The organism is Ruegeria sp. CDSB117 (assembly GCF_059611005.1).
Map to the genome: position 1 here is coordinate 44,743 of NZ_JBXWOS010000009.1, position 18,663 is coordinate 63,405.

General features: G+C 56.6%; 19 protein-coding genes and 1 pseudogene. 9 read left to right on the plus strand and 11 right to left on the minus strand.

The window, feature by feature from the left end:
- Positions 1–3 precede the first annotated feature (3 nt).
- From AC2FJC_RS11805 to AC2FJC_RS11830, 6 genes are read left to right on the plus strand one after another with little or no spacing between them, the layout of a single operon-like run.
- Positions 4–654, plus strand: a complete 651-nt coding sequence (locus AC2FJC_RS11805) for a VirB8 family type IV secretion system protein (protein WP_496739660.1) — start codon at positions 4–6, stop codon at positions 652–654.
- A 3-nt stretch (positions 655–657) separates the two neighbouring features.
- Positions 658–1,353: a TrbG/VirB9 family P-type conjugative transfer protein gene (locus tag AC2FJC_RS11810; protein ID WP_496739661.1), complete on the plus strand. Its 696-nt coding sequence runs from the start codon at positions 658–660 to the stop codon at positions 1,351–1,353.
- On the plus strand, positions 1,346–2,659 hold the full coding sequence (locus tag AC2FJC_RS11815; RefSeq protein ID WP_496739662.1) for a TraB/TrbI/VirB10 family type IV secretion system protein: 1,314 nt from the start codon (positions 1,346–1,348) through the stop codon (positions 2,657–2,659). The genes AC2FJC_RS11810 and AC2FJC_RS11815 overlap by 8 nt, the downstream gene beginning before the upstream one ends.
- A gap of 2 nt (positions 2,660–2,661) precedes the next feature.
- The gene (locus AC2FJC_RS11820; RefSeq protein WP_496739663.1) at positions 2,662–3,657 is read left to right on the plus strand and encodes an ATPase, T2SS/T4P/T4SS family; all 996 of its coding nucleotides are present in this window, start codon (positions 2,662–2,664) and stop codon (positions 3,655–3,657) included.
- Positions 3,650–3,826 (plus strand): DUF4177 domain-containing protein, encoded by a 177-nt coding sequence (locus AC2FJC_RS11825; RefSeq protein ID WP_259776885.1) that lies wholly within the window; start codon positions 3,650–3,652, stop codon positions 3,824–3,826. The genes AC2FJC_RS11820 and AC2FJC_RS11825 overlap by 8 nt, the downstream gene beginning before the upstream one ends.
- Before the next feature lie 20 nt (positions 3,827–3,846).
- The gene (locus AC2FJC_RS11830; protein WP_496739664.1) at positions 3,847–4,845 is read left to right on the plus strand and encodes a TrbL/VirB6 family protein; all 999 of its coding nucleotides are present in this window, start codon (positions 3,847–3,849) and stop codon (positions 4,843–4,845) included.
- Between the two features lie 52 nt (positions 4,846–4,897).
- Here the strand turns inward: AC2FJC_RS11830 and AC2FJC_RS11835 are convergent, their stop codons facing one another.
- From AC2FJC_RS11835 to AC2FJC_RS11870, 8 genes are all read right to left on the minus strand, one after another.
- The gene (locus AC2FJC_RS11835; RefSeq protein WP_496739665.1) at positions 4,898–7,105 is read right to left on the minus strand and encodes a KAP family P-loop NTPase fold protein; all 2,208 of its coding nucleotides are present in this window, start codon (positions 7,103–7,105) and stop codon (positions 4,898–4,900) included.
- 138 nt (positions 7,106–7,243) lie between these two features.
- Complete coding sequence (locus tag AC2FJC_RS11840; protein ID WP_496739666.1) at positions 7,244–9,136, minus strand: type IV secretory system conjugative DNA transfer family protein; 1,893 nt, start codon at positions 9,134–9,136, stop codon at positions 7,244–7,246.
- Positions 9,129–10,937, minus strand: coding sequence for a relaxase/mobilization nuclease domain-containing protein (locus AC2FJC_RS11845; protein ID WP_496739667.1), 1,809 nt, complete (start codon positions 10,935–10,937; stop codon positions 9,129–9,131). Before AC2FJC_RS11845 ends, AC2FJC_RS11840 begins: the two co-directional genes overlap by 8 nt.
- Positions 10,924–11,514 (minus strand): hypothetical protein, encoded by a 591-nt coding sequence (locus AC2FJC_RS11850; RefSeq protein ID WP_496739668.1) that lies wholly within the window; start codon positions 11,512–11,514, stop codon positions 10,924–10,926. The genes AC2FJC_RS11845 and AC2FJC_RS11850 overlap by 14 nt, the downstream gene beginning before the upstream one ends.
- A gap of 174 nt (positions 11,515–11,688) precedes the next feature.
- Entirely contained in the window at positions 11,689–11,970 is a 282-nt protein-coding gene (locus AC2FJC_RS11855) for a hypothetical protein (RefSeq protein WP_263953888.1), read from the minus strand.
- Entirely contained in the window at positions 11,967–12,182 is a 216-nt protein-coding gene (locus tag AC2FJC_RS11860; protein WP_263953889.1) for a hypothetical protein, read from the minus strand. Before AC2FJC_RS11860 ends, AC2FJC_RS11855 begins: the two co-directional genes overlap by 4 nt.
- Positions 12,179–12,382 carry a hypothetical protein gene (locus tag AC2FJC_RS11865; protein WP_263953890.1) on the minus strand — a complete coding sequence of 68 codons (204 nt, stop codon included), beginning with the start codon at positions 12,380–12,382 and terminating at the stop codon, positions 12,179–12,181. Before AC2FJC_RS11865 ends, AC2FJC_RS11860 begins: the two co-directional genes overlap by 4 nt.
- The gene (locus AC2FJC_RS11870) at positions 12,379–13,257 is read right to left on the minus strand and encodes an ArdC family protein (protein WP_263953891.1); all 879 of its coding nucleotides are present in this window, start codon (positions 13,255–13,257) and stop codon (positions 12,379–12,381) included. The genes AC2FJC_RS11865 and AC2FJC_RS11870 overlap by 4 nt, the downstream gene beginning before the upstream one ends.
- A 725-nt stretch (positions 13,258–13,982) precedes the next feature.
- Here AC2FJC_RS11870 and AC2FJC_RS11875 point away from each other — a divergent pair.
- The gene (locus AC2FJC_RS11875; RefSeq protein ID WP_263953892.1) at positions 13,983–14,714 is read left to right on the plus strand and encodes a hypothetical protein; all 732 of its coding nucleotides are present in this window, start codon (positions 13,983–13,985) and stop codon (positions 14,712–14,714) included.
- Between the two features lie 184 nt (positions 14,715–14,898).
- On the opposite strand, the gene AC2FJC_RS11880 is transcribed toward AC2FJC_RS11875, so the two are convergent.
- The gene (locus AC2FJC_RS11880) at positions 14,899–15,096 is read right to left on the minus strand and encodes a hypothetical protein (protein ID WP_263953893.1); all 198 of its coding nucleotides are present in this window, start codon (positions 15,094–15,096) and stop codon (positions 14,899–14,901) included.
- Between the two features lie 221 nt (positions 15,097–15,317).
- A pseudogene (locus tag AC2FJC_RS11885) lies at positions 15,318–15,551 on the minus strand (hypothetical protein); the annotation flags it as partial.
- A 350-nt stretch (positions 15,552–15,901) separates the two neighbouring features.
- On the opposite strand from AC2FJC_RS11885, the gene AC2FJC_RS11890 reads away from it, so the two are divergent.
- The gene (locus AC2FJC_RS11890; protein WP_263953894.1) at positions 15,902–16,498 is read left to right on the plus strand and encodes a DUF6088 family protein; all 597 of its coding nucleotides are present in this window, start codon (positions 15,902–15,904) and stop codon (positions 16,496–16,498) included.
- Between the two features lie 2 nt (positions 16,499–16,500).
- A complete protein-coding gene (locus AC2FJC_RS11895) occupies positions 16,501–17,508 on the plus strand; it encodes a nucleotidyl transferase AbiEii/AbiGii toxin family protein (RefSeq protein WP_496739669.1) in 1,008 nt (335 codons plus the stop codon).
- A gap of 74 nt (positions 17,509–17,582) precedes the next feature.
- On the opposite strand, the gene AC2FJC_RS11900 is transcribed toward AC2FJC_RS11895, so the two are convergent.
- Positions 17,583–18,446, minus strand: a complete 864-nt coding sequence (locus tag AC2FJC_RS11900; protein ID WP_263953895.1) for a hypothetical protein — start codon at positions 18,444–18,446, stop codon at positions 17,583–17,585.
- Positions 18,447–18,663: the final 217 nt, after the last annotated feature.

The window sequence follows — 18,663 nt, forward strand, 5'->3', positions numbered from 1 at the left end:
CCCATGAGCAGCGAGGCAGAAATCATCGAAGAAGAGCTCGTCTACGGCGCAAGACGGCGCGAGCTCATGTGGCAAAAGCTGGGGCTGACAGGCATGGCGTTTGGCATGGCAGGTTGCCTCGCCGCTGCCCTTGTCGCCCTGTTTGACGTGGACCCGCCGCCCATGATCGTGCCCTTTGATAGCGAAACCGGCATGGCCCTCCCCAATGCCATGGTTGAAGCGGTCTCACTCACGGAACGCCCCGCTATCATCGAGGCACAGGTCTATCGCTACGTGATTGATCGAGAGACGTACAATCAGCTCGACAATGATGTGCGGGTGCGGCGGGTCCTGGACCAGTCGGACGGTGCGGCCGCCGCAGGGCTGCGCGCGCTATGGACGAGCGGTCATGAGGCCTATCCGCCGGACAGTTATGGCACAGATGCGCGGCTTGAGGTCGAGGTGCTCTCGATCACCCATATCAGCGCCAATCGTGCCCAAGTGCGCCTGCGCAAGCAGCTAAACTCGCCGCGCGGCAGTCAAAACGGGCTCTTCACCGCAACCCTGATGTTTGAGTTTCGGCCCGAGAACAGCCGGTCGATCGACGATGTCTGGCAGAACCCTTTCGGCTTCACCGTCACCGAATACGCGATCCGCTCGGATCGTTTGGAGTAACCCATGCGCCGCCTGTTCCTGATCCTCGCCTTCTTTGTTCCGCTTGCTGGCACCGCCTATGCGGAAACACAGCCGCGCCAGGGGCCCTATGATGCCCGCGTCAGGCTGGCGACCTACCAGGATGGACAGGTCTACCGCATCCGCACCAGCCTGACCCACGTGACCAGCATTGAATTCGGCCAAGGCGAGACCATCCGCTCAATCATTGCAGGCGACACCGAAGGGTTTCTCCTGGACGGCGTGCCCGGTGGCCAGGCTTTTGCGATCAAGCCCGTCTCGCGCGGCGCGCATACCAACATCACCGTCTATACCAACCGGCGCAGCTATTATTTCAACGTCACTGAGGCGAGTTCGCCGACCTTCTACGTTATTCGCTTCACCTATCCTGAGGCGGCACCACGTCAATCTCGTGTGGCCGCAAGCCAACCTTCAAACCACGCCTATGGCGTCAGCGCGCAGTCCGAAATCACCCCGCGCGAGATTTGGGATGACGGCACCTTCACCTATTTCCGCTTTGCCGCAAACGCGCCGCTGCCCGCGATCTTTCGCTGGTCGGCGGGCAATGAGCGCAGCGTAAATGCGCTGGCGCGGCCAGATGGCGTGATCCGCGTCTCAGGTGTCAGCGATCGATGGGTTCTCAGGCTTGGTGAGGACGAGATCTGCGTCCAAGAGATGAGCGAGGAAGATCGCGATGAGTGAAACAGCTGAGCTTAAGAAACGCCTCGAAGCGCTTGAAGGAAAACCACAAAACGCGAAGGCGCGCCCGTCTGTTGTCACTATTGCCTTGGGCATTGTGGCAATCGCAGCCCTTGGGGGACTCATGTTGTTGTTCTCTGGCGGCTCAGCCCCCGAAAGTCTGGAAACTGCGTCTCCTGATGAGTTCCAAGCAGCCGGACCGGGCTTTGGTGCGCTCGAGCCCACGCCTGCACCGATTGACACAACCCCGCCGCCGGAGCCGGAACCAAACAGCGAAACAGAAGAGCTGCGCGCGCAAATGGACGCCATGCGGCGCGAGCTCGAAGCCATGCGCAACGCACCTGCACCTGAAGCCCCAACTGTCGACCTCGAGGCACTGGATACCTTGGGCGCAGAAATCGACGCCCTGCGCAGCGAGGCAGAAGCAACGCAAACCGCCTTGCGCGAAGAGTTGGAAGAACGTGCGCGGCAAATCCAGCGCCTGCAGAACGATCTTGAGCTTGCACGCCTGGAAGCCCCGCGCACACCCGCACCGACCGGCCCCACGGCCGAGGAGCTGCGACTTCAGGAGCTGGAACGGCGGCGGCAAGCCGAACTTGAGGAGCTGCAAGCCCGTATCGCCAGCCCAATCATTGCTTTCGGCGGCTCAAGCAGCGGCAACAATGATACCGCCGCAGAGCAGCGGCGGCTGGATGGGGACACAGAGTTTGTCCGCAATGGCGCTGAGCCTGCCGAGGTGACGCAAGCTCAGCTGATCGTGAACCCATCAAATACGGTCGTTCAGGGGACGATGATCCAGGCAGTACTGGAGACCGCAATCGACAGCTCGCTCGCCGGTCAGGTCCGCGCGATGGTGTCTGAAGATGTCCACGCCTATGATGGCTCACGGGTTCTGATTCCGCGCGGCGCACGTCTGATCGGGCGGTATCAATCCGGCCTCGACATCGCGCAGCAACGCGTGACCATCGCCTGGGACCGGATCATTCTGCCGAGCAACCAGGCCGTCGAAATCAGCGCCTTTGGTGGTGATGAACTGGGACGGTCCGGCACAACTGGCTTCGTCGACAGCCGCTTTGGCACGCGGTTCGGCTCAGCCGCCCTGATATCACTGATCGGAGCCTTGCCTGCCGTCGCCGCGCAGAACACCGAAGACGAGATCACCTCTGATGTCTTGGAAGGCATTGGCGAAGACCTGCAAGACAGCGCGCAAAGCGTAATTGGCGAATACCTCTCCGTCTCGCCCGTGATCTATGTCGATCAAGGTGCCCGTATCACAGTGATGGTCGACCGCGATCTGGAGATTTTCTGATCATGGCCGCCACCTATCTGCAAAGTTCGATGGACAAGATCCCCGAGGCGCGCGATCCAAAGCTGATCGAGCTTTGCATCAATCCTGACGGCACGCTGTGGGCCGAGTTTCAGGGGGATCACTTTATGCGGCGCGTCAGTCGACAGCTCTCGCCCAATGAAATCAAAGACCTGGGCAATCAGATTGCTTCGGCCGCAAACACCACACTTAGCCGGACCAAACCGATCGTCTCGGTCAGCATCACCTACCGTGACCGCCCAATCCGCGCGCAAGTCATTCAGCCCCCTGCTGTCGATGGCGGTTACGCGATTTCTTTGCGGTTCTTCGCCGACCTTCCATTGGAACAGATCAAACTGTCCTACCTGTTCGGAAAAGAGCGCAGCAACGAGGGTGCAAGACACAAGCGCAATGCCGAGTTGCGCGATGTCGTGGCCACAGGCGACATCGACGCCGCGATCAAGTTCTGCGTCACCCACAAGCTCAACATGATCGTGTCCGGCGGAACCTCCACCGGCAAAACCGTCACGGCGCGCAAGATCCTCTCCTTTGTGCCCGCCGACGAGCGCATCATCACGATCGAAGAGGCTGCGGAGCTGCGTCCAACGCAGCCAAATGTTGTGACCCTGATGTCTGACCGCGACGAAGCCATGCGCAGCGCCGATGTCCTGCTGACCTCTACCCTGCGCATGCGGCCAGACCGCATCGTTCTGGGCGAAGTGCGCGGCAAAGAGGCCATGACCTTCCTCGAGGCGATCAACACCGGCCACGGTGGCTCACTCACCACGCTGCACGCTGAAACCCCTCAGCTGGCGGTCCAGCGCCTCGCCATCGCCGCCCTGAAGACCGACGTGCCCATGACCTACCAGGACATGAACGACTACATCACCCGCTCCATCGATGTGATCATTCAAGCCGGTCGCCATGAAGGCGCGCGCGGCATTACCGAATTCTACCTGCCGATTGATCCGGCCCATTCAAAGGAAACAGCCCATGTTTGAATACAAGATTGAACAGATCAACACTGCCAAGACAAAGCCACCGAAGATCGAAGCGCAGCTGACGGCTCTTGGCCAAGACGGCTGGGAACTGGTCTCGGTCGTGCCGGATTTTGACGGCGAGCATATCCTGAAGGCATTCCTGAAACGTCGCACTGGTGACACCACCTAAATCCAACCGAGGAGGAACCGATGGGCGTCGTCACCTGGATGGTAGAGACAACCGACAACTTTCTGGACGACGCGGCCCAAACCACCTTTGGCAATGTCGCCGGTCAGCTCGGCGGCGTCATTGCCGTGGCTTCGACGCTCGCGGTGATCGGCGTCTTCCTCAACATGGTGTTTCAGTACAAGTCCATGGATGGGCGAACTGCGTTCTGGTTCGCTCTCAAGCTCATGTTGATCTCCCTCTTTGCGATGAATTGGGTCCAATTCAACGCCGTGGCCAGCGCCCTGATCAACGGGCTCGACCAGCTCGGGGGCGGCATGGTGGCAGGACTTGGCGGCGGCGGCGCAGGTGCATCCTACTTTGCCGAAGCCTTTGACGATCTCATCGAGGAATTTGGTGATTATCTGAACGCGGCCGGTGACAACATGCATTGGATGGCCGGTGCCCTCATCGGTGCGATTGGCGCTTTCCTATTGGGCGTCATCGGCGCACTTTGCGGGCTTGTCCTGATCTTCGCCAAGATCATGCTGGCCTTTATGATCGGCATCGCACCCATCATGATCGCGCTTTCGCTGTTCGACGTCAGCAAAGACTATTTCCACCGCTGGCTGTCCAGCACCGTGTCCTACGCGCTCTACCCTCTCGTGATCGCCGGGGTGTTTTCCACTGTTGTCGGCATGTCGCGCTCACTGATGACCGAACTCGGAGATCCCTCCGGAGCCAGCAACATCGGCGCGCTGGTGCCCTTCTTCATGATGATGTTCCTCGCAGGTGGCATGATCATTGCCACACCACTGATCGTGCGCTCAATCTCAGGCAATTTCATGATGGCCGGACCGCCAAGCATTCCGGGGCCCGGCGGCTTCGCCAAGGGATTGGTCGGCACCAAGGGGTCCCGGGCGCGAGCACGTTTTGGGACAAGGTCGAACGCCGAGATTGCGGGAGCCGGGATACGGCAGGCGGGCGGAGCTACTGTTTCGATGGTTCAGAAGGTTGCCGAACGAGCTAAGCGGTTGGAGTGAAATCGACACTGACCGGCTGTTCAGCGAGACCTACGCCAGATTTCTTTTTCGCTCAATGCCTTGATTGTTCAATTGCCAGCTGGAGGTCAGCAACTTGATCTGCAAATTCACCGTCCTTCAAGCTATCCAAGCGGGCAACAGTGTCATCCCAATCGAGAAATCCTTCGACGGCATCTTTGGATAGTGGGTAATAGACTTTGTCACTCATCGACCATCCTCTGAGATGGTTCAGTATACTAAGAAAACCCTCATCGGTAATAGTGTATTCTCGAACCCAATCGATGGCTTGATCATCTCCAGTTATGTTCAGCCAGCCATATAGGTAGGCTGAAATGTCAGGCAGATTCGGTATCAGTTCTTTTGTGACTTGTTCGCTGACGCGCGCCTTCAAGATTTCTATGGCTTCATCCAGAACATTTTCCGAAATTTCCCATTGGTCCGGACTATCTGCTTCATTGCCAACTTTACCGTGGCGAAACAGTTGGCTTCTAAAAAACTTGCCAACCAGCCAATTTATGGCCTGTCCTTCCCTTGCAATCTGTCGGACCGTCTCAGCCTGTGCGGCCGGGTTCAGACCATGCAATCGATTTAGGCAACTCTTGGTAACGATATTCGCAATGCCATCAAGTGAAAGAGAAAACGCGCGCTGCTCTCCGTCTTCTGCCATCGCGGCGTCCATCATTCCCGACAGCGCTTTTACAATTCCAACAAGCTGAGCTTCATCCAACCCCGCTATGCATTCGTCGTCTAGTCGGTTCAGCACATGTTCGAACCACGTTTTGCCTGAGCTACGACGCTTCATAACTTCTTCGGTTAGGCGTTCGGTCAACTGTGGGACATTTGCCCGTGCCAACTCCATGAGGTCATTGAAATCGCCATCTGACATAACTGTCTTTGGACCAGTGAGCGCAAAATAAAAACGATAATGCAATGGGCTACCGAGCCTTTTGAGCGTGATAGCTTCGGAAACAGCGGCCGAATTCATCGTGTTAAAAACTCGCTTTTCTGCCTCTTCCACATCAGCTACGCCCGGAATGAAGCGTCTCAAACTCCAGATCGAGCGCCCAGAGTCAGGGCCCTCGGAAGGCAAGAGCGTCTTTAGCTGCTCACCCATTTTGGCCTTTTCATCACTTGCAACCGTTGCATCTCCAGTCACCAGTACAGAGCGCACTGAAAGATACACCTCAAGCCATTGATAAAGTTTGTAATTGGTGGTCTTGATCAAGTGAAGACGGCAGAAATCTGGGAAATATACATCGTCTTTAACCTGTGGGAATACAAAGCGAATGCTGTTCAAAGCAAGTTTAACTTCGCGCGGTGTGGATAGCCCCATTCCTTCTCGGTCGACGGCGGAGCCTAAATCCTTGAGTAGCTCGCCGTCAGCGTCAGCCCCCATGACTTCGGCATAAATAGCTTTTGCTTCATCTCGAAATTGAGTGCGAAGATCGAATGGCTCTGGAAGCGGAATATTGAATGTGAGTTGCACGATTTTCTGAAGGAAAAGATCACCGTCTGCAACTTTGAGGCCGGTCTTTAGGGCCTGAGCTAGAACTTCGCGATCGTAGCACATCAAATAAGCGACCCGTGGAAAGTCAGCGACGGAACGGACCAAACGCACAACCTCAACCGCTTGCTCGGGTTCAAGGCGATCTAGATCATCGAGAATGACGACAAACCCGACATTCAGTTCTTGAATTTTGTGCGCTATTTTTTGCTTTAGTTCAGATGGTGTTGGCCCAACAGGCATCAACTGATCCGCCGCATTTGCAGCGGCTTCTAGTGCACCTCCGACCATCTGGCTTCCAGGAATGAAGTACCCGGCAACATTCGCAACTGATGCTATCCTGCGGGCAGTCTTCGGACCATAATCCCGCAGCAGCTGACCGACCTCAGCCATCTGTTCCTTTGCCGCATTCTCCTGTTCGCCGTCAGCCGCCGCAAGCGCTTCTTCCTTCGCCTTAAGTATTACCGTCATCGGTTCAAGCAATGACTCGACCATCGATGACGTATCCCCATTGAGCCACGGCGCTATTGTGATGGTGTGTATTCCTTCGTTTTGAGCTGCGACAAGTTCGCTTCGTAAGAAGTTCAAAAGCGAAGTCTTTCCCGAACCCCAACGGCCTTCCAAGCCGATGACCATGCCATCACCTTTGGATGCTTCAACAATTGATGGAGCAAGTCGCTTTGCCATACCGACAAAGCCGAATTGATCTTGGGCCTCATCTTCAAGTGCGCGGTCGGAGTCTAGTGCGGTTGCCATGACTTTCCCCAATGATTATTGTTCAAAATCTTTTTACTTAGGTACCTTGCATACTGGAAATCTACCACTGCAGTTTAACCTCGGACCATCAGGAAGCAGTCGTTCCTGTAGATTGTAGCGAAAACCTCTTTCCGCACTTCATCCTTTAGCCGCTTCTTCCATAAACTTCTTTACCCTTTCAGTTCCTACCTGGTACTCACCTAAACTAGGCGCTTCACCGGACGAGAAATCCCGCTTTTCACTGACCAACTCATCAATTTCTTCGCGCCGTTTTCCACCACTTTGAGAGCCGTCACCAACAACCCCTCTTGGCACCTCAAGCGCCCCAATCTTCGCCTCCAGCGCCTTGATTTGCCCCTGCAGGCCGCGCATTTGGTCCCCGGCGGAAGGATACGGCAGATCGCCTCTCTGCTTGTCGAAGATCTGCTTAAAGAACCGGTCATCATAGTATTTGATCCGCTTAGCGCGCACCGGCATTTGCGCGTCGACCACCAGAACGATGTCATCAAGATCCATGCGCCGCGCCTCATCCTCGGGCAGCAACGCGGTTTCTTCGGTCCGTTCAGACATGCTGCGCCCGGCGAAGGGGTTGCGACCGACCGAGCGCGAGCGGGTCACAACGCGCTTGGTGGTTTTGCCGACGGCCTTGCTGAGCTCTTCGATGGTCTTTTCATCTGAGGGGGTCAGATAGAGCTTGATACCTGCATTGCCCTGCAGCGCGCGGCGGGCATTTTCACCGTAGATCTCGTCCAAGGCCGGGATTGTCTGTGTGACGATCGCGAGGTTCGCCCGATATGACCGCAGGGTTTCGATGCTGTCGAGTACGATTGGCATTTTGCCAAGGCGATTGAACTCATCGAGCATGATCATCACTGGCCACGGCTCATCCTTGCTGGGTTCATGATCCTGAAGCGATGCCAGCAGGTCCGAAAAGAACAGGCGGATAAGCGGCGCGAGGGGTTTCACCATCAGCGGTTCGACTACCAGATAGACCGAAAACGGCGTCTTTCGGATGTCGCGGAAATCGAAGTCTGAGGTTGCTGTTGCACGGTCGATGGCAGGGTTCGACCATTGCTTGAGGCCCGAAGTCATCAAAAGCGACAGGTAAGACGTCAGCGTGTCGTTGTTGGTCGAGGCCATCCGCATGAAGATCAGCTTGGCGGCTGGATTGACCACTTCGTCAGCGCGGCGGCGATATTCCTTCTGCTTGTCACCGCCTGATGCGGTAATGCGGTAGATCTCGCCCAAGGTCGGCCGTTTGCGCTCGCACGCCAGAAGCCCTGCTGCCACGAACAAATCGATACCACCATCAAGAAGCCCCTGAACCCGGTCGTTGTCAGCTTGTAGAAAGAGAGACGCCAGGAGCTGCAGCTCCATCTGCTGGCGGTCAACGTTGTCCAGCGCCGATATGCGCAGCAAAGGATTGTAGCGATGCGAACGGCCATCCTTCCAGTCTGTTGGCGCGAACCGGAACACCTTGTCGCCCTGCGCAGCCCTGTGGCGGGCCGTTGCCTCGAAGTTCTCGCCCTTCACGTCCAGAACCACCGCGCTGCCCTGATAGGTGAGAAGGTTCGGAATTACGAACCCTGTTGTCTTGCCGCGTCCGGTCGGGGCCACAATCAGGGCATGCGGAAAGACCTTGGACATAACGAAAGGTTTGCGGCTCTTGGGCTTACCCATCTTACCAAGGACAAAGCCGTGGCCGGGCTTCCCGAAAAAGCCATTCCGCTTCATTTCGGGCATGTGCTGCCAGTGGGTTTCACCAAATTTTGTCAGCGCGTCGTTCATCAACACAGCGCTGAGCAATACACCGGCAGCGGTGCAGATCCCAAGAAACAAATGAACGATCTGAATATCGTCGGGATGGGTTGTTCGAAGAGCCCCATAGCTGCGCGCCAGCATTAAAAAATCGATATCCGCCCCAACCCCGAACCAGCGGAATGTCACAAAGGCAGACGCCAAAACATACCCGAGAACCGCGCCGAGAAGAGCAAAGCTCATGACACCGAGTGCGATCCGCGCCTTACCCATGCGTCACGCCCTTTTCGCCATCGGCATCGACGTGCCGCTCACGTTGAACATCAATTTCTTCATTGGCGATCTCGTCAAGGACATGCTCCATCGCCACACTGTTCGCCAGAGCGGCATCGCTCTGCAGATAGGCCTTGGCCGCATAGAGCCGGTCCAGGCGGTCTTCGATATGATCCTCCAGAGTGGCCTCGTCGCCAATCGCCAAGTCGGAGGCATGCTCTTCACCAGCCAACTCCTCCAGCTCGGCACGCAAGGCCTCGCGCTCCATATCGCTGCGGAATGGATCTACGATTGGATCATCTCTCATGCGGCTCAGGATTTCAGCGGTGGTCGGCGGCAAGCTGTCGACTATGGCTTCCTGCCGGTCGGCTTCCAACGCCCCACTGTCTTTGAGAACTTGCGCCTCGGCCAACACGCGCCCCAAATCACTGTGCACTTGGTCGAGGCGGTCGATCGCCTTCTCCAGCTCATCGGCGCGAGACAGGTCAAAGCCCTCTTTCTCGGCAATCGCCTTCAAATCCTGCCCGAGCCATTGCCGCTCCAGTGCGGCATTGCCCGCGCCGATTTCAACGCGGCGGGTAACCTCTTGCGAGTCAATGCCGGTGCCTTTCACAGCCTGCTGAAGACGTTCGGAAAGAGCTGGATCCTTCAAAAAGCCTTGGGCCTCGGCCCGAATATTCGCATCGGAATAGATCCCACTTTTGGACGCATCTTCGAGCAAGGTGTGGGACTGCGTTCCCATTGGGCTGAGATGCGAAAGAGAGCGATAGATGTCGTTCAGTTCATGCTCCAGCGCCGCGCGCCGCTCTACCGGCGCGTCCGCCACAATGCGTTCAGCTTGGTTGATCTTGTCGTGAAAGGCATCCACGACCTCATCAAACGAATGCTGTTCTTCGGCCATACCATATACCTTTCCATCTGCTTCAATCGGTTTGCCCTGCGCCAAAAGCGTCGCGGCCTTGTCCAACGCTGCTGCAATCTCATGTTGGTTTTCGCGCGAGGCCTCGGCAGCCAGGCCGCGATAAAGCCGCGCGTTCAGCGCCACCTCAGCCAAGGCACGGTCAAGCTCCGGCCCCACGCGGTCACGTTCGGCCAGCTTCTGCCCCGTAGCTTCTGCACGACGTCGGTCCACGTCGCTCGGCCTCTTCGTCGTGATCCCACGCTCGAGCTTTCGGGTCGCCTCAAGCCGCAGCCCATAGCGGTCCGACACCTCAACCATCGCCTCGCGAAAACTGTCGTAGTTGAAGTGGTGCCCTTCCTTCAGAAAGAAGAACTCACCATCCTTGCTGCGCCGGTTCAGGACAATATGGGCATGCGGGTGGTCTCGGTCCTCGTGCACGGCAGCAATGTAGTCAAAGTGGCTGCCTTCGCCCTGAAAAAATCGCTCGCAAATCTCGCGCGTGATCTCGGCGACATCTTCGCCGCGCGTGCCAATTGGGAAGGCCATCAAGAGGTGCGAGGTATGTCCGAGCTTGGGATGGAACCCCTCATTCCAAGGCGCGGAAAACCGTCGCGTGACCTGTTCGATCTCTTTGGCTGACAGAACGCTTTGACCGTCATATGTGCCACGGCTGTCGATGATGAAGCTGGACTTGGTGGTCAGGTATTCCAGCTGGTTGCGCAGTTGCGCTTTGTTGTGCGTACCGCCATCGCGAATGGCTTTGAAGATCGCGGGCGAATGTCCCATGGCCGCGCGGGCCATCTGCTTTGCACGGGCGCGCGGGACGCTGCCGCGAATGCGGCTCCAGTCGCGATCGAAGAAGGCCTCTTGCGCGGCAGCAACGGCGCTATTCCGGGCCATCGGCGAAGCCTCCCAGAACGCGGGCAACCTCGCCGGACAGCGCGCTTCGGCGGCGCTGCGCCATGTCCTGAACCTGGTCGGCGAAATCGAAGATCAGCCCGGCCAAGGCGCGCACCTGGCTATGGGCAGAATTGCCATAGGGCGGCGTCTTGCCCTGGCGCTTTGCCTCGTTCAGGCGCTGCGCGATCTGGTTTATGTTGTTGCCGGTGCGATTGAGCGAGGCCGAGAGCCCCTGCATCTGGTTGGCCAGTTCATCGTCGGGAACAAAGAGATCATTCGACGCATAGATCAGCCGCCGCAGCCCCTCCGCCCGGCTAGCGATATCATGCCGCGTCAGCACCGCATCGAAGCTCGCAAGCTCCTTTGGCGTCAGCCGGACATTCACCAGTTCGGAGCGCACGCGCGCATCAAGCTTGCGGCTTTGATCGGCCTTCAACGTGTAGAAGATGCTGCGGGTCGTGACGCCGAATTCGCGCGCCAGATCCTCGATCGGCACCCCCTCGGCACGCTTGCGCACAATGGCAAAACGCTGGTTTTGCGTCAGTCGCTTGTGCCGTGGTGCGCGCGGTCGGCCCATGTGAAGTAATCACCCCTATTTCTTGCCAGCATCATACAGGCAGCCCTGTTATGGCATTTCGCCACAATTGATTCAATATTATAATATTGCATCAACTGTCTGTATTCCGTTTGGAGCAGCCATAGGCTGCGACCGCAGGGCAAAGCCCGGCCCCATGCGCAAGGCATGGCACCACTAATCGTGGTTCCACGCCTCAGCATCGCCAAGCAATTGCAGCGCTATTGCGCGGGCTGCGCCTTCGGCGCTGGCATAGGTTTTATGATCGAGCAGCTCGTGTAGATCAAAGGGCTGTTGCGGGTCGTCCGGGGTCTCGACCCGGACATAGATCGCCCAGCCATCAATCCGTGCTGGATCATCGCAATACTCCTGCCCGCCATCGGGCAGATTACAGAACCCATGAAGATGCACGCTGGCGCGGCCCTCTCGGGCCGCTTGTTTGATTTCAGAATACGTCATTGCAAAACCTCCGCGCTGTCTGTGATGAAAAACTCTTCTGGCAGCCCGTTCAGGCATGTGCCGTCACGATTGGTCAAACCGATTGCTGAGCCGTTACGTGTGAATGTGATGAGGTACTTCTCGAGGCAATCACGCGTTACGACATACCCGACGTTCATCCCGTGAACGCGGTTGCCCGCGTCCACTGCTGTTTTGATCTCGGCCAAGGTCATCGCAACGCCTCCTCGAGGATCGCGAGGGCTCCCAGACAGTCGTCAATGGACTGCTGATCTTCGCCTTCCAGATCGTTTCGCTCCAGCCGGTTCAATACCGTGTAGAGCGTCGCGCGCGCCTCACCGGCGGCGCTCCGAAGGCTCACGGGATCCTCCAGACGCGCGGTCGAGAAATCATCGCTGTGATAATCAGGGATCATGCTGCCACCTCCTTGCTTTGACCTGCTGCGTGCAAAACAAAGTCGGCCGCCTTCTGCGCCTCAGACGCCGCACGAAAAATCGCCCGCTTGTCTTCTTTGAGGGCCGTCAGCCAACCCTCGACATAGGCTGCGCTTTGGCCAAACTCCGGCGCAACGCCGATTTGTGCCCCCAGAAAACAGGCTCCGATCTCGGCCACTAATTCTTCGAAAGCATAGGCCTCACGGTTCGCAAATTTCTTGATCCGCTCCAGCCGCTTTTCGTTGCCAGTCCAATGGATCACCTCATGGGCCATAGTCCCATAATAGCCTGCCGCATTGTGAAACGTGGCAATCGGCGGCATGTGGATGTGATCTTTGGCGGGGCTGTAATAGGCGCGCGGGTCGTCGCTGGTGAGGATCTCCGCCCCTGTCCGGCTGAAAAACGCCTCAAGCTCTGGATCTTCCGCCGTCCCAAGGTCGCGCGGCGCTTCGGGCCGGATGTAGTAATCCTCCGGCAATCCCTCGATCTGATCCGCATTGAAAACGCGATAGGCGCGCGCATAGGGCAGCTCTTCCTCGATGCCCAACTCGTTCTCTCGGGTGAAGGTCCCGTATTTGACCACGGTCGACGACGTTTCACCCTTGCGGACCTGACCACCCAGCTCCTGCGCCTGTTTGTAGGTCATCCAGCGGCTGGACACATAGCCATGCTTGGCCGCCATGACCCAGAGCATCAGGATGTTGATCCCGCGATACTCCTCCCCGTTGTGCCGTGTCGGCAAGGCAATGCCGGACGCGCTCCCTGTCCACGGCTTGCGCCATGGCGGCGTGCCTGCCTCGATCTCTGCAATAATGGTTTCGGTGACATGGGCATAAACATCAAACTTCGGTGCCATTTGTGGCCTCCTTGATCAAAGTGACGCGGGTGAGGCTTCGCGCCCCCTTCCGCCGATGGGCTGCGCCTCGGCCACCTGATCTGACCGAATACGCATGTATTCGGCGGAACAGAGTGGGAGAGGGCAAAGCCCGACCCACGGCCCTGAACGGGGCTGTCAATCGGCCACATTTGCGAAGAAAATGTCTGCGCCAAAATCAGACGCCAATTTGCCCCGCGAGGAATGGCTCGCCCGCGAGACAGGGGAAATTGGTGGCTGCTTTTGGGGATGGACTAAGGTTGACCGCCACGGTCAGGGATGTTGGGCGGACCAAGTCAGAAGAAAGATGCCTGGATTGGGGTGATCGGGCCAAAGGCCCGTTGAGCCCCTGTTCAGTCGATTGGAATTTGTCGCCCGCGCACCAAAGCGCGGGCTCGTTTCCATATTCGGGAAGATATTTTTTCAGACCGTCGGAAAGAACGAAACTCGGTAGGTAGGAGCCTTTCATGCTGAACCACCTGAAGCCGACATTGAAACTTCTTCGAAAACGAATATTTCGTTGCGCTGCCGCATGTCCGCTTGGAGCCCAATGTGTTCGATGCTGCGGCTGGTACGGATGTCCGCTTTGACTTCACCAAGACGGTCGAGCAGACTGTTATCGAAAACCGACCCACACCCTATGAACGCAATACTTATGAGGGACGATGATACTTAGATTTAAGCATCTTCTGTTTTCAGTTTTTCTTTTGAACGCCGTTCAGGCGTTTGCCCACGCACCCTACTACACACAAGTGGAAAAACTTGAGTTGCAAGATGGTGAAATCGTATCATTGAAGCTCTTACACGGTGACGGCATCATCGCAGGTGATCCGGTAAGGGCAATCGTCGTAGATAGCGACTTGAGGGTTCGGGCTGTTTCCCCTTTGGCATTGAAGCTACATATTTTTTGCGAGCAACAAGATGGCATTCGGCGTTGCCGCGTCTATGACACTGTCACAGCCGCTGTATATCGACTTGATCCTTCAAGTTGGGCCTTGGGGCCAGTAATTGAAGAGCTGGGCAAACCTTTGCGTACCGCCTATCCTGAAGACATGGGGCAAAATTTTGGGTTTGCGCAGCGCCCCGCGACCCTTTTGGAGATCATCCGGTTTGAGGGTGATAAGGTCATCTCATTTCCTATCATGGCAGGCCTTTCTTTGATTTGGTGGACTTTGACAGCGTTGCTCTACACCCCTCTGGCTTGGCGACTTTATCTCAACAAGGGCCGCCTACAGCCGTCGAACCTGTCGTCAGTGCTGTTGATCCTACTGCGCTTGGGGGGAGTTGCTGGCTTTCTGTCCATTGCATTAGTCGGCTGGGCTTGGGAACCATATTCGATCTATTATGCAAGTTTCTTTGCCTTACTAGGTCTCATAGTCGCGCTTTTTCTCAGCCGACCTAAACGCAATTTGCCCAAAAGCGGTCATCTGGTTGGATGAAACCAACGACAGCAAAGTCCGCAGAGCACCAGTTCCCCCAACTGCCGATTTTGCACTTGCAGCGAAGGTCCGGTCTGAGGAGTTGCACCGATGCGATATCGGATACTTGTTGAAGTCCAATTGGCAGCGATCCACACTCAGTTTCGGGCTTATCCGGGGCGGAAAACCCGCCCCGGCGCACCGGTCACTCGGTAACCGGATCGTCATCGCGGCGTGGGAAGGCGACCATATCGACGTCGGGGAACATGCTGTGTTTGACATTGATCGAGGTGATGTTGCCGCTGTCGTCGGTGTTGACGAAGAGAACGCCGCAGCGGTCCCAAAAGTTCTTGCCATCTTTTTCGCCGGATTTGACGTTCAGTTTCAGAGTTTGAGTAGCCATTTTTTGATCCTCACTTTGAGTGTTTCGATGAACATGACCAAAGCGGGTACCGAGGGAATGTCAGCGGGAAAGTTGCCTCGCGAGGAATGCGCTGGCGCAGGGGAATTTTGTCGTTGAAGTGGGGCTTGCACCGCGTCCTTCACGGCCTGCCCGCTTATGTTCAGCAATCAGAAACACCGCGTTAAGGATCGGCCATGGCACAAGCAAACTGACTGATCGCGTCATACCGCACCAAGAAGACGATGGGTTTTGGCAAACCGATGAGGCGTCGACGGCCGCAACGCCGCGGCAACAGACTTTTCAAAAATGCCATCAAACTCTGAAGACATGCCCTTGCTGCACTTTTCGACCATGATCTCTACGTCTAACGCAGCCAAGAACGCGAAGACTGTGTCTAGTTTGGGGCCGCGCCTTCCAGCCTCGGCTTTTGAGATGGTTTCCCGCCAAACACCGCTGCGCGTTGCGAGTTAAGCCTGCGTCCAGTTCTTCTCTCGACGAGCCTGGCGGATTGCATGGCCAAGGTTTTTGGGAGTGCGAACAAGGTTCTGCAAATCCGTTCTCCTGCCGTGATTATGATACTCAGATCATAAACCTCAATTATGATCGTTAGATCATACGTCAAGTGGCCTAACTCCTAGCCGTTTACGCTATAGCGTAAATTCACGCAGTTTTCGCTGTAGCGTAAATTTGACACCGCCATACTACCTCACGCTTTCATCCCTGCCGCACGGACCTAATCTGTCGCTTTCAACAGCTCATTGACTTTCAGAAAAACATACCCTATTTTCTGACAAGGAGTTCAAGCATGATTACGTCGAATATCAAGCAACGCATCATCGGAAAGGGACGCGGGGCAATCTTTGCACCGGCTGACTTTCTTGATATCGGGTCCCGCGCAAGCGTGGACCAAGCTTTGTCGCGTCTGGCCGATCTGGGCGTGATCAGACGGCTGACACGGGGTCTATATGACTACCCAAAGAAGAGCCCGCGCTTCGGGTTTCTGTCGCCATCCGCAGATGACATCGCAAAGGCCGTCGCCCGTAAGGACGGTCAAATTCTGCAACCGTCGCCATCAATGGCCGCCAACCGGTTGGGCATCTCAACTCAGGTGCCTTCCAAGCCTACCTACATGACAGACGGCCCTACGCGGACCAAAAAAGTTGGACGGCAAGTCATCCAATTCCAGAACGCGTCCTCCAAGACGCTCGTCGGCGCAGGCCATAAGACTGGGATTGTCTTCCAGGCATTGCGTTACATTGGCAAGGATCGTGTAGACAGCCAAATAGTCGACCAGCTTGCTCGCACACTGGATGACAAGGACCGGATGCTGCTGGCAAAGCAAAGCAGGCATGTCCCTGCTTGGATGCACCCTATCGTGCAACAGATTGTTGCGCACGCATAAGTATGGAACAGTTCGCCAACGACGCACCCGAACTCAGAGACGAGGCCTTTCAAGAAACTGCAGCGCAGCTTGGAATGTCAAAGGCAATCATCGAAAAAGACTTCTGGGTTTGCTGGTCGCTCAAACAGCTTTTCGCATTGCCAGTCTTTGGCGAACAAATGATTTTCAAAGGCGGGACATCCCTCTCAAAAGCCTATGACGTCATCCACCGGTTCTCTGAAGATGTGGACCTCTCGCTCGATCGAGAACGGCTTGGTTTTGTCGGAGATCGTGACCCAGAAGGTCCTGATCTGTCAGGTAAGAAGCAAAAGAAATTGCTTCAAGAATTGCAGGAGGTGGCGGAAGATGCCGTCGGCGGCCAGCTGTTGGCTGAGATCCAAACAGCGTTTGACGCCAACTTAGAACAGGAGTTCACGCTATCGGTCGACCCAAATGATGCGCAGACCATTCTCTTCGAATATCCCTCGATGGCTGAGAGTACTGCCGGGTACGTCCAACCAATTGTGCGTTTTGAATTTGGTGCGCGCGGCGTACAACTTCCAGCCGAGCAAATCGACATTGCACCATACTTGCATCAGGCGTTCCCCGATCTTCTGACTGACGGTCAGGTCGGCGTGAAAGTATTGGGCGTCGAGCGCACGTTCTGGGAAAAAGCCACCATTTTGCACATGCTCTACCATCAGGATGCCGCCAAGCCTCTCGCGGATCGAATGTCGCGCCACTACTACGATATGGCGCAGCTGATTGGGCACGAGGCCAAGGATCGCGCGCTCCAAAGTCTCGATTTGCTGACACAAGTGGCACATCATAAATCGGTCTTTTTCAAATCTGCCAAAGCGAACTACGAAGGTGCCAAACCTGGCTCCCTTCGCCTGACACCGAACGACAGTCTCACCGCTGCGCTTCGAAAAGACTATGCGGGCATGCGGGAAATGATCATCGGTGACGTGCCCGCCTTCGATGAAATTCTGGCAAAAATCGAGACCTTCGAGGCTGAAATCAACAGCTGACCCCGTTGCCCGATTGCTCGTCGTGCTTCTCAAGGCCTGCAGAGCGAGAACCGCTCTTTTCAGAACAACCCTCGTCACGCCTGCAGCCCCGCCGCGCGGACCTGATCAGGCGTCACCAGCTTCGAGGTTATCAAGCCCTCGATTTGCCGGTTGGTAATATGGCGGCACAGGGGATGGCGCTCGTGGATCCACTCGGCGAGGCTGGCGCGGCCTTTGGCTTCGGCCTCTCGCGCCTTCACGCGGTCAGCCTGTATCTGAGCGAGCCCCTTCTCCCAACGCCGCATTTTGAACCAGTTGTCCGAAAAACAGACCTTGGTGCGCGTGTAGCCCTCGCTCTCCTTCGCGTAGGCTTTGACCGCCTGCAGCAGGTCGTCGGGCTTCACACCGGCCTTCACGGCCGCTGCAATCAGACGCAGACTGGTCCGCTGGTCTCGGATCCTGTCCTTGGGATACGCGGCTAGGATCTTCTCAGATTCAAGATCTTCAACCTCCTCCACCGCCTCGCGCCTGCGCGTAGGTGGTTTATGGATGGTTTTAGGATGGTTTGGGGTCCACCGTGAACCCCGTACCCCGTTCACCGTGGACCCGGTACCGGGTTCAGGCTGGACGGGGTTCACAGTGACCCCCGTCTCAATGTCGGGCTCGGCCGTGGGTTCGAGCGCGGCCACGCGCTCCAGAACGATGCGGTAAATGACAGTGTAACCGTTCTTGCAGTGCCGCCGCCCCGTCTCGATCAAAATGCCTTCGCGCAGGAAATCGATGATGGTGCGCTTCACCGTGCTCTCGCTAAGCTCTGTGTGGCGCTGGATCGTCCCTTTAGAGCACCAGATGCCTGAGCCGTCATCGCTTGCCTTATCCGCCAGGAACATAATGATCTGCTTGCGCGCGGCGCTGCCAAAGCGGCGCTCGGCGCATTCGTTTGCGATGCGCCAGCTCATGATCTCACCGCCAATTGGGTTGAGATCAGACCGGAAATGCCGTAGGTATTGGGACGGAAATATTCTTCTATGCCGTTGAGGTGGGTGGCCGCCCCCTCAGCGGTTTTTCTTTGCCTTTTTGCCAGAGGAAAAGCCGATGAAAAACCGTTTACTTGGGCCTCGTAACCTATTGAAAAGTGACCCTGAACGAAACAAGTCCGTTTACAATTTTTCCCTT

Bases quoted from the DNA above. Each gene is read 5' to 3' on its own strand.
- AC2FJC_RS11855 (WP_263953888.1), bottom strand. From the start codon at position 11,970: ATGACGTATTCTGAAATCAAACAAGCGGCCCGAGAGGGCCGCGCCAGC.
- AC2FJC_RS11895 (WP_496739669.1), top strand. From the start codon at position 16,501: ATGGAACAGTTCGCCAACGACGCACCCGAACTCAGAGACGAGGCCTTT.
- AC2FJC_RS11825 (WP_259776885.1), top strand. From the start codon at position 3,650: ATGTTTGAATACAAGATTGAACAGATCAACACTGCCAAGACAAAGCCA.
- AC2FJC_RS11850 (WP_496739668.1), bottom strand. From the start codon at position 11,514: ATGGGCCGACCGCGCGCACCACGGCACAAGCGACTGACGCAAAACCAG.
- AC2FJC_RS11900 (WP_263953895.1), bottom strand. From the start codon at position 18,446: ATGAGCTGGCGCATCGCAAACGAATGCGCCGAGCGCCGCTTTGGCAGC.
- AC2FJC_RS11835 (WP_496739665.1), bottom strand. From the start codon at position 7,105: ATGGCAACCGCACTAGACTCCGACCGCGCACTTGAAGATGAGGCCCAA.
- AC2FJC_RS11845 (WP_496739667.1), bottom strand. From the start codon at position 10,937: ATGGCCCGGAATAGCGCCGTTGCTGCCGCGCAAGAGGCCTTCTTCGAT.
- AC2FJC_RS11890 (WP_263953894.1), top strand. From the start codon at position 15,902: ATGATTACGTCGAATATCAAGCAACGCATCATCGGAAAGGGACGCGGG.
- AC2FJC_RS11860 (WP_263953889.1), bottom strand. From the start codon at position 12,182: ATGACCTTGGCCGAGATCAAAACAGCAGTGGACGCGGGCAACCGCGTT.
- AC2FJC_RS11865 (WP_263953890.1), bottom strand. From the start codon at position 12,382: ATGATCCCTGATTATCACAGCGATGATTTCTCGACCGCGCGTCTGGAG.
- AC2FJC_RS11830 (WP_496739664.1), top strand. From the start codon at position 3,847: ATGGGCGTCGTCACCTGGATGGTAGAGACAACCGACAACTTTCTGGAC.
- AC2FJC_RS11820 (WP_496739663.1), top strand. From the start codon at position 2,662: ATGGCCGCCACCTATCTGCAAAGTTCGATGGACAAGATCCCCGAGGCG.
- AC2FJC_RS11870 (WP_263953891.1), bottom strand. From the start codon at position 13,257: ATGGCACCGAAGTTTGATGTTTATGCCCATGTCACCGAAACCATTATT.
- AC2FJC_RS11810 (WP_496739661.1), top strand. From the start codon at position 658: ATGCGCCGCCTGTTCCTGATCCTCGCCTTCTTTGTTCCGCTTGCTGGC.
- AC2FJC_RS11815 (WP_496739662.1), top strand. From the start codon at position 1,346: ATGAGTGAAACAGCTGAGCTTAAGAAACGCCTCGAAGCGCTTGAAGGA.
- AC2FJC_RS11880 (WP_263953893.1), bottom strand. From the start codon at position 15,096: ATGGCTACTCAAACTCTGAAACTGAACGTCAAATCCGGCGAAAAAGAT.
- AC2FJC_RS11840 (WP_496739666.1), bottom strand. From the start codon at position 9,136: ATGGGTAAGGCGCGGATCGCACTCGGTGTCATGAGCTTTGCTCTTCTC.
- AC2FJC_RS11805 (WP_496739660.1), top strand. From the start codon at position 4: ATGAGCAGCGAGGCAGAAATCATCGAAGAAGAGCTCGTCTACGGCGCA.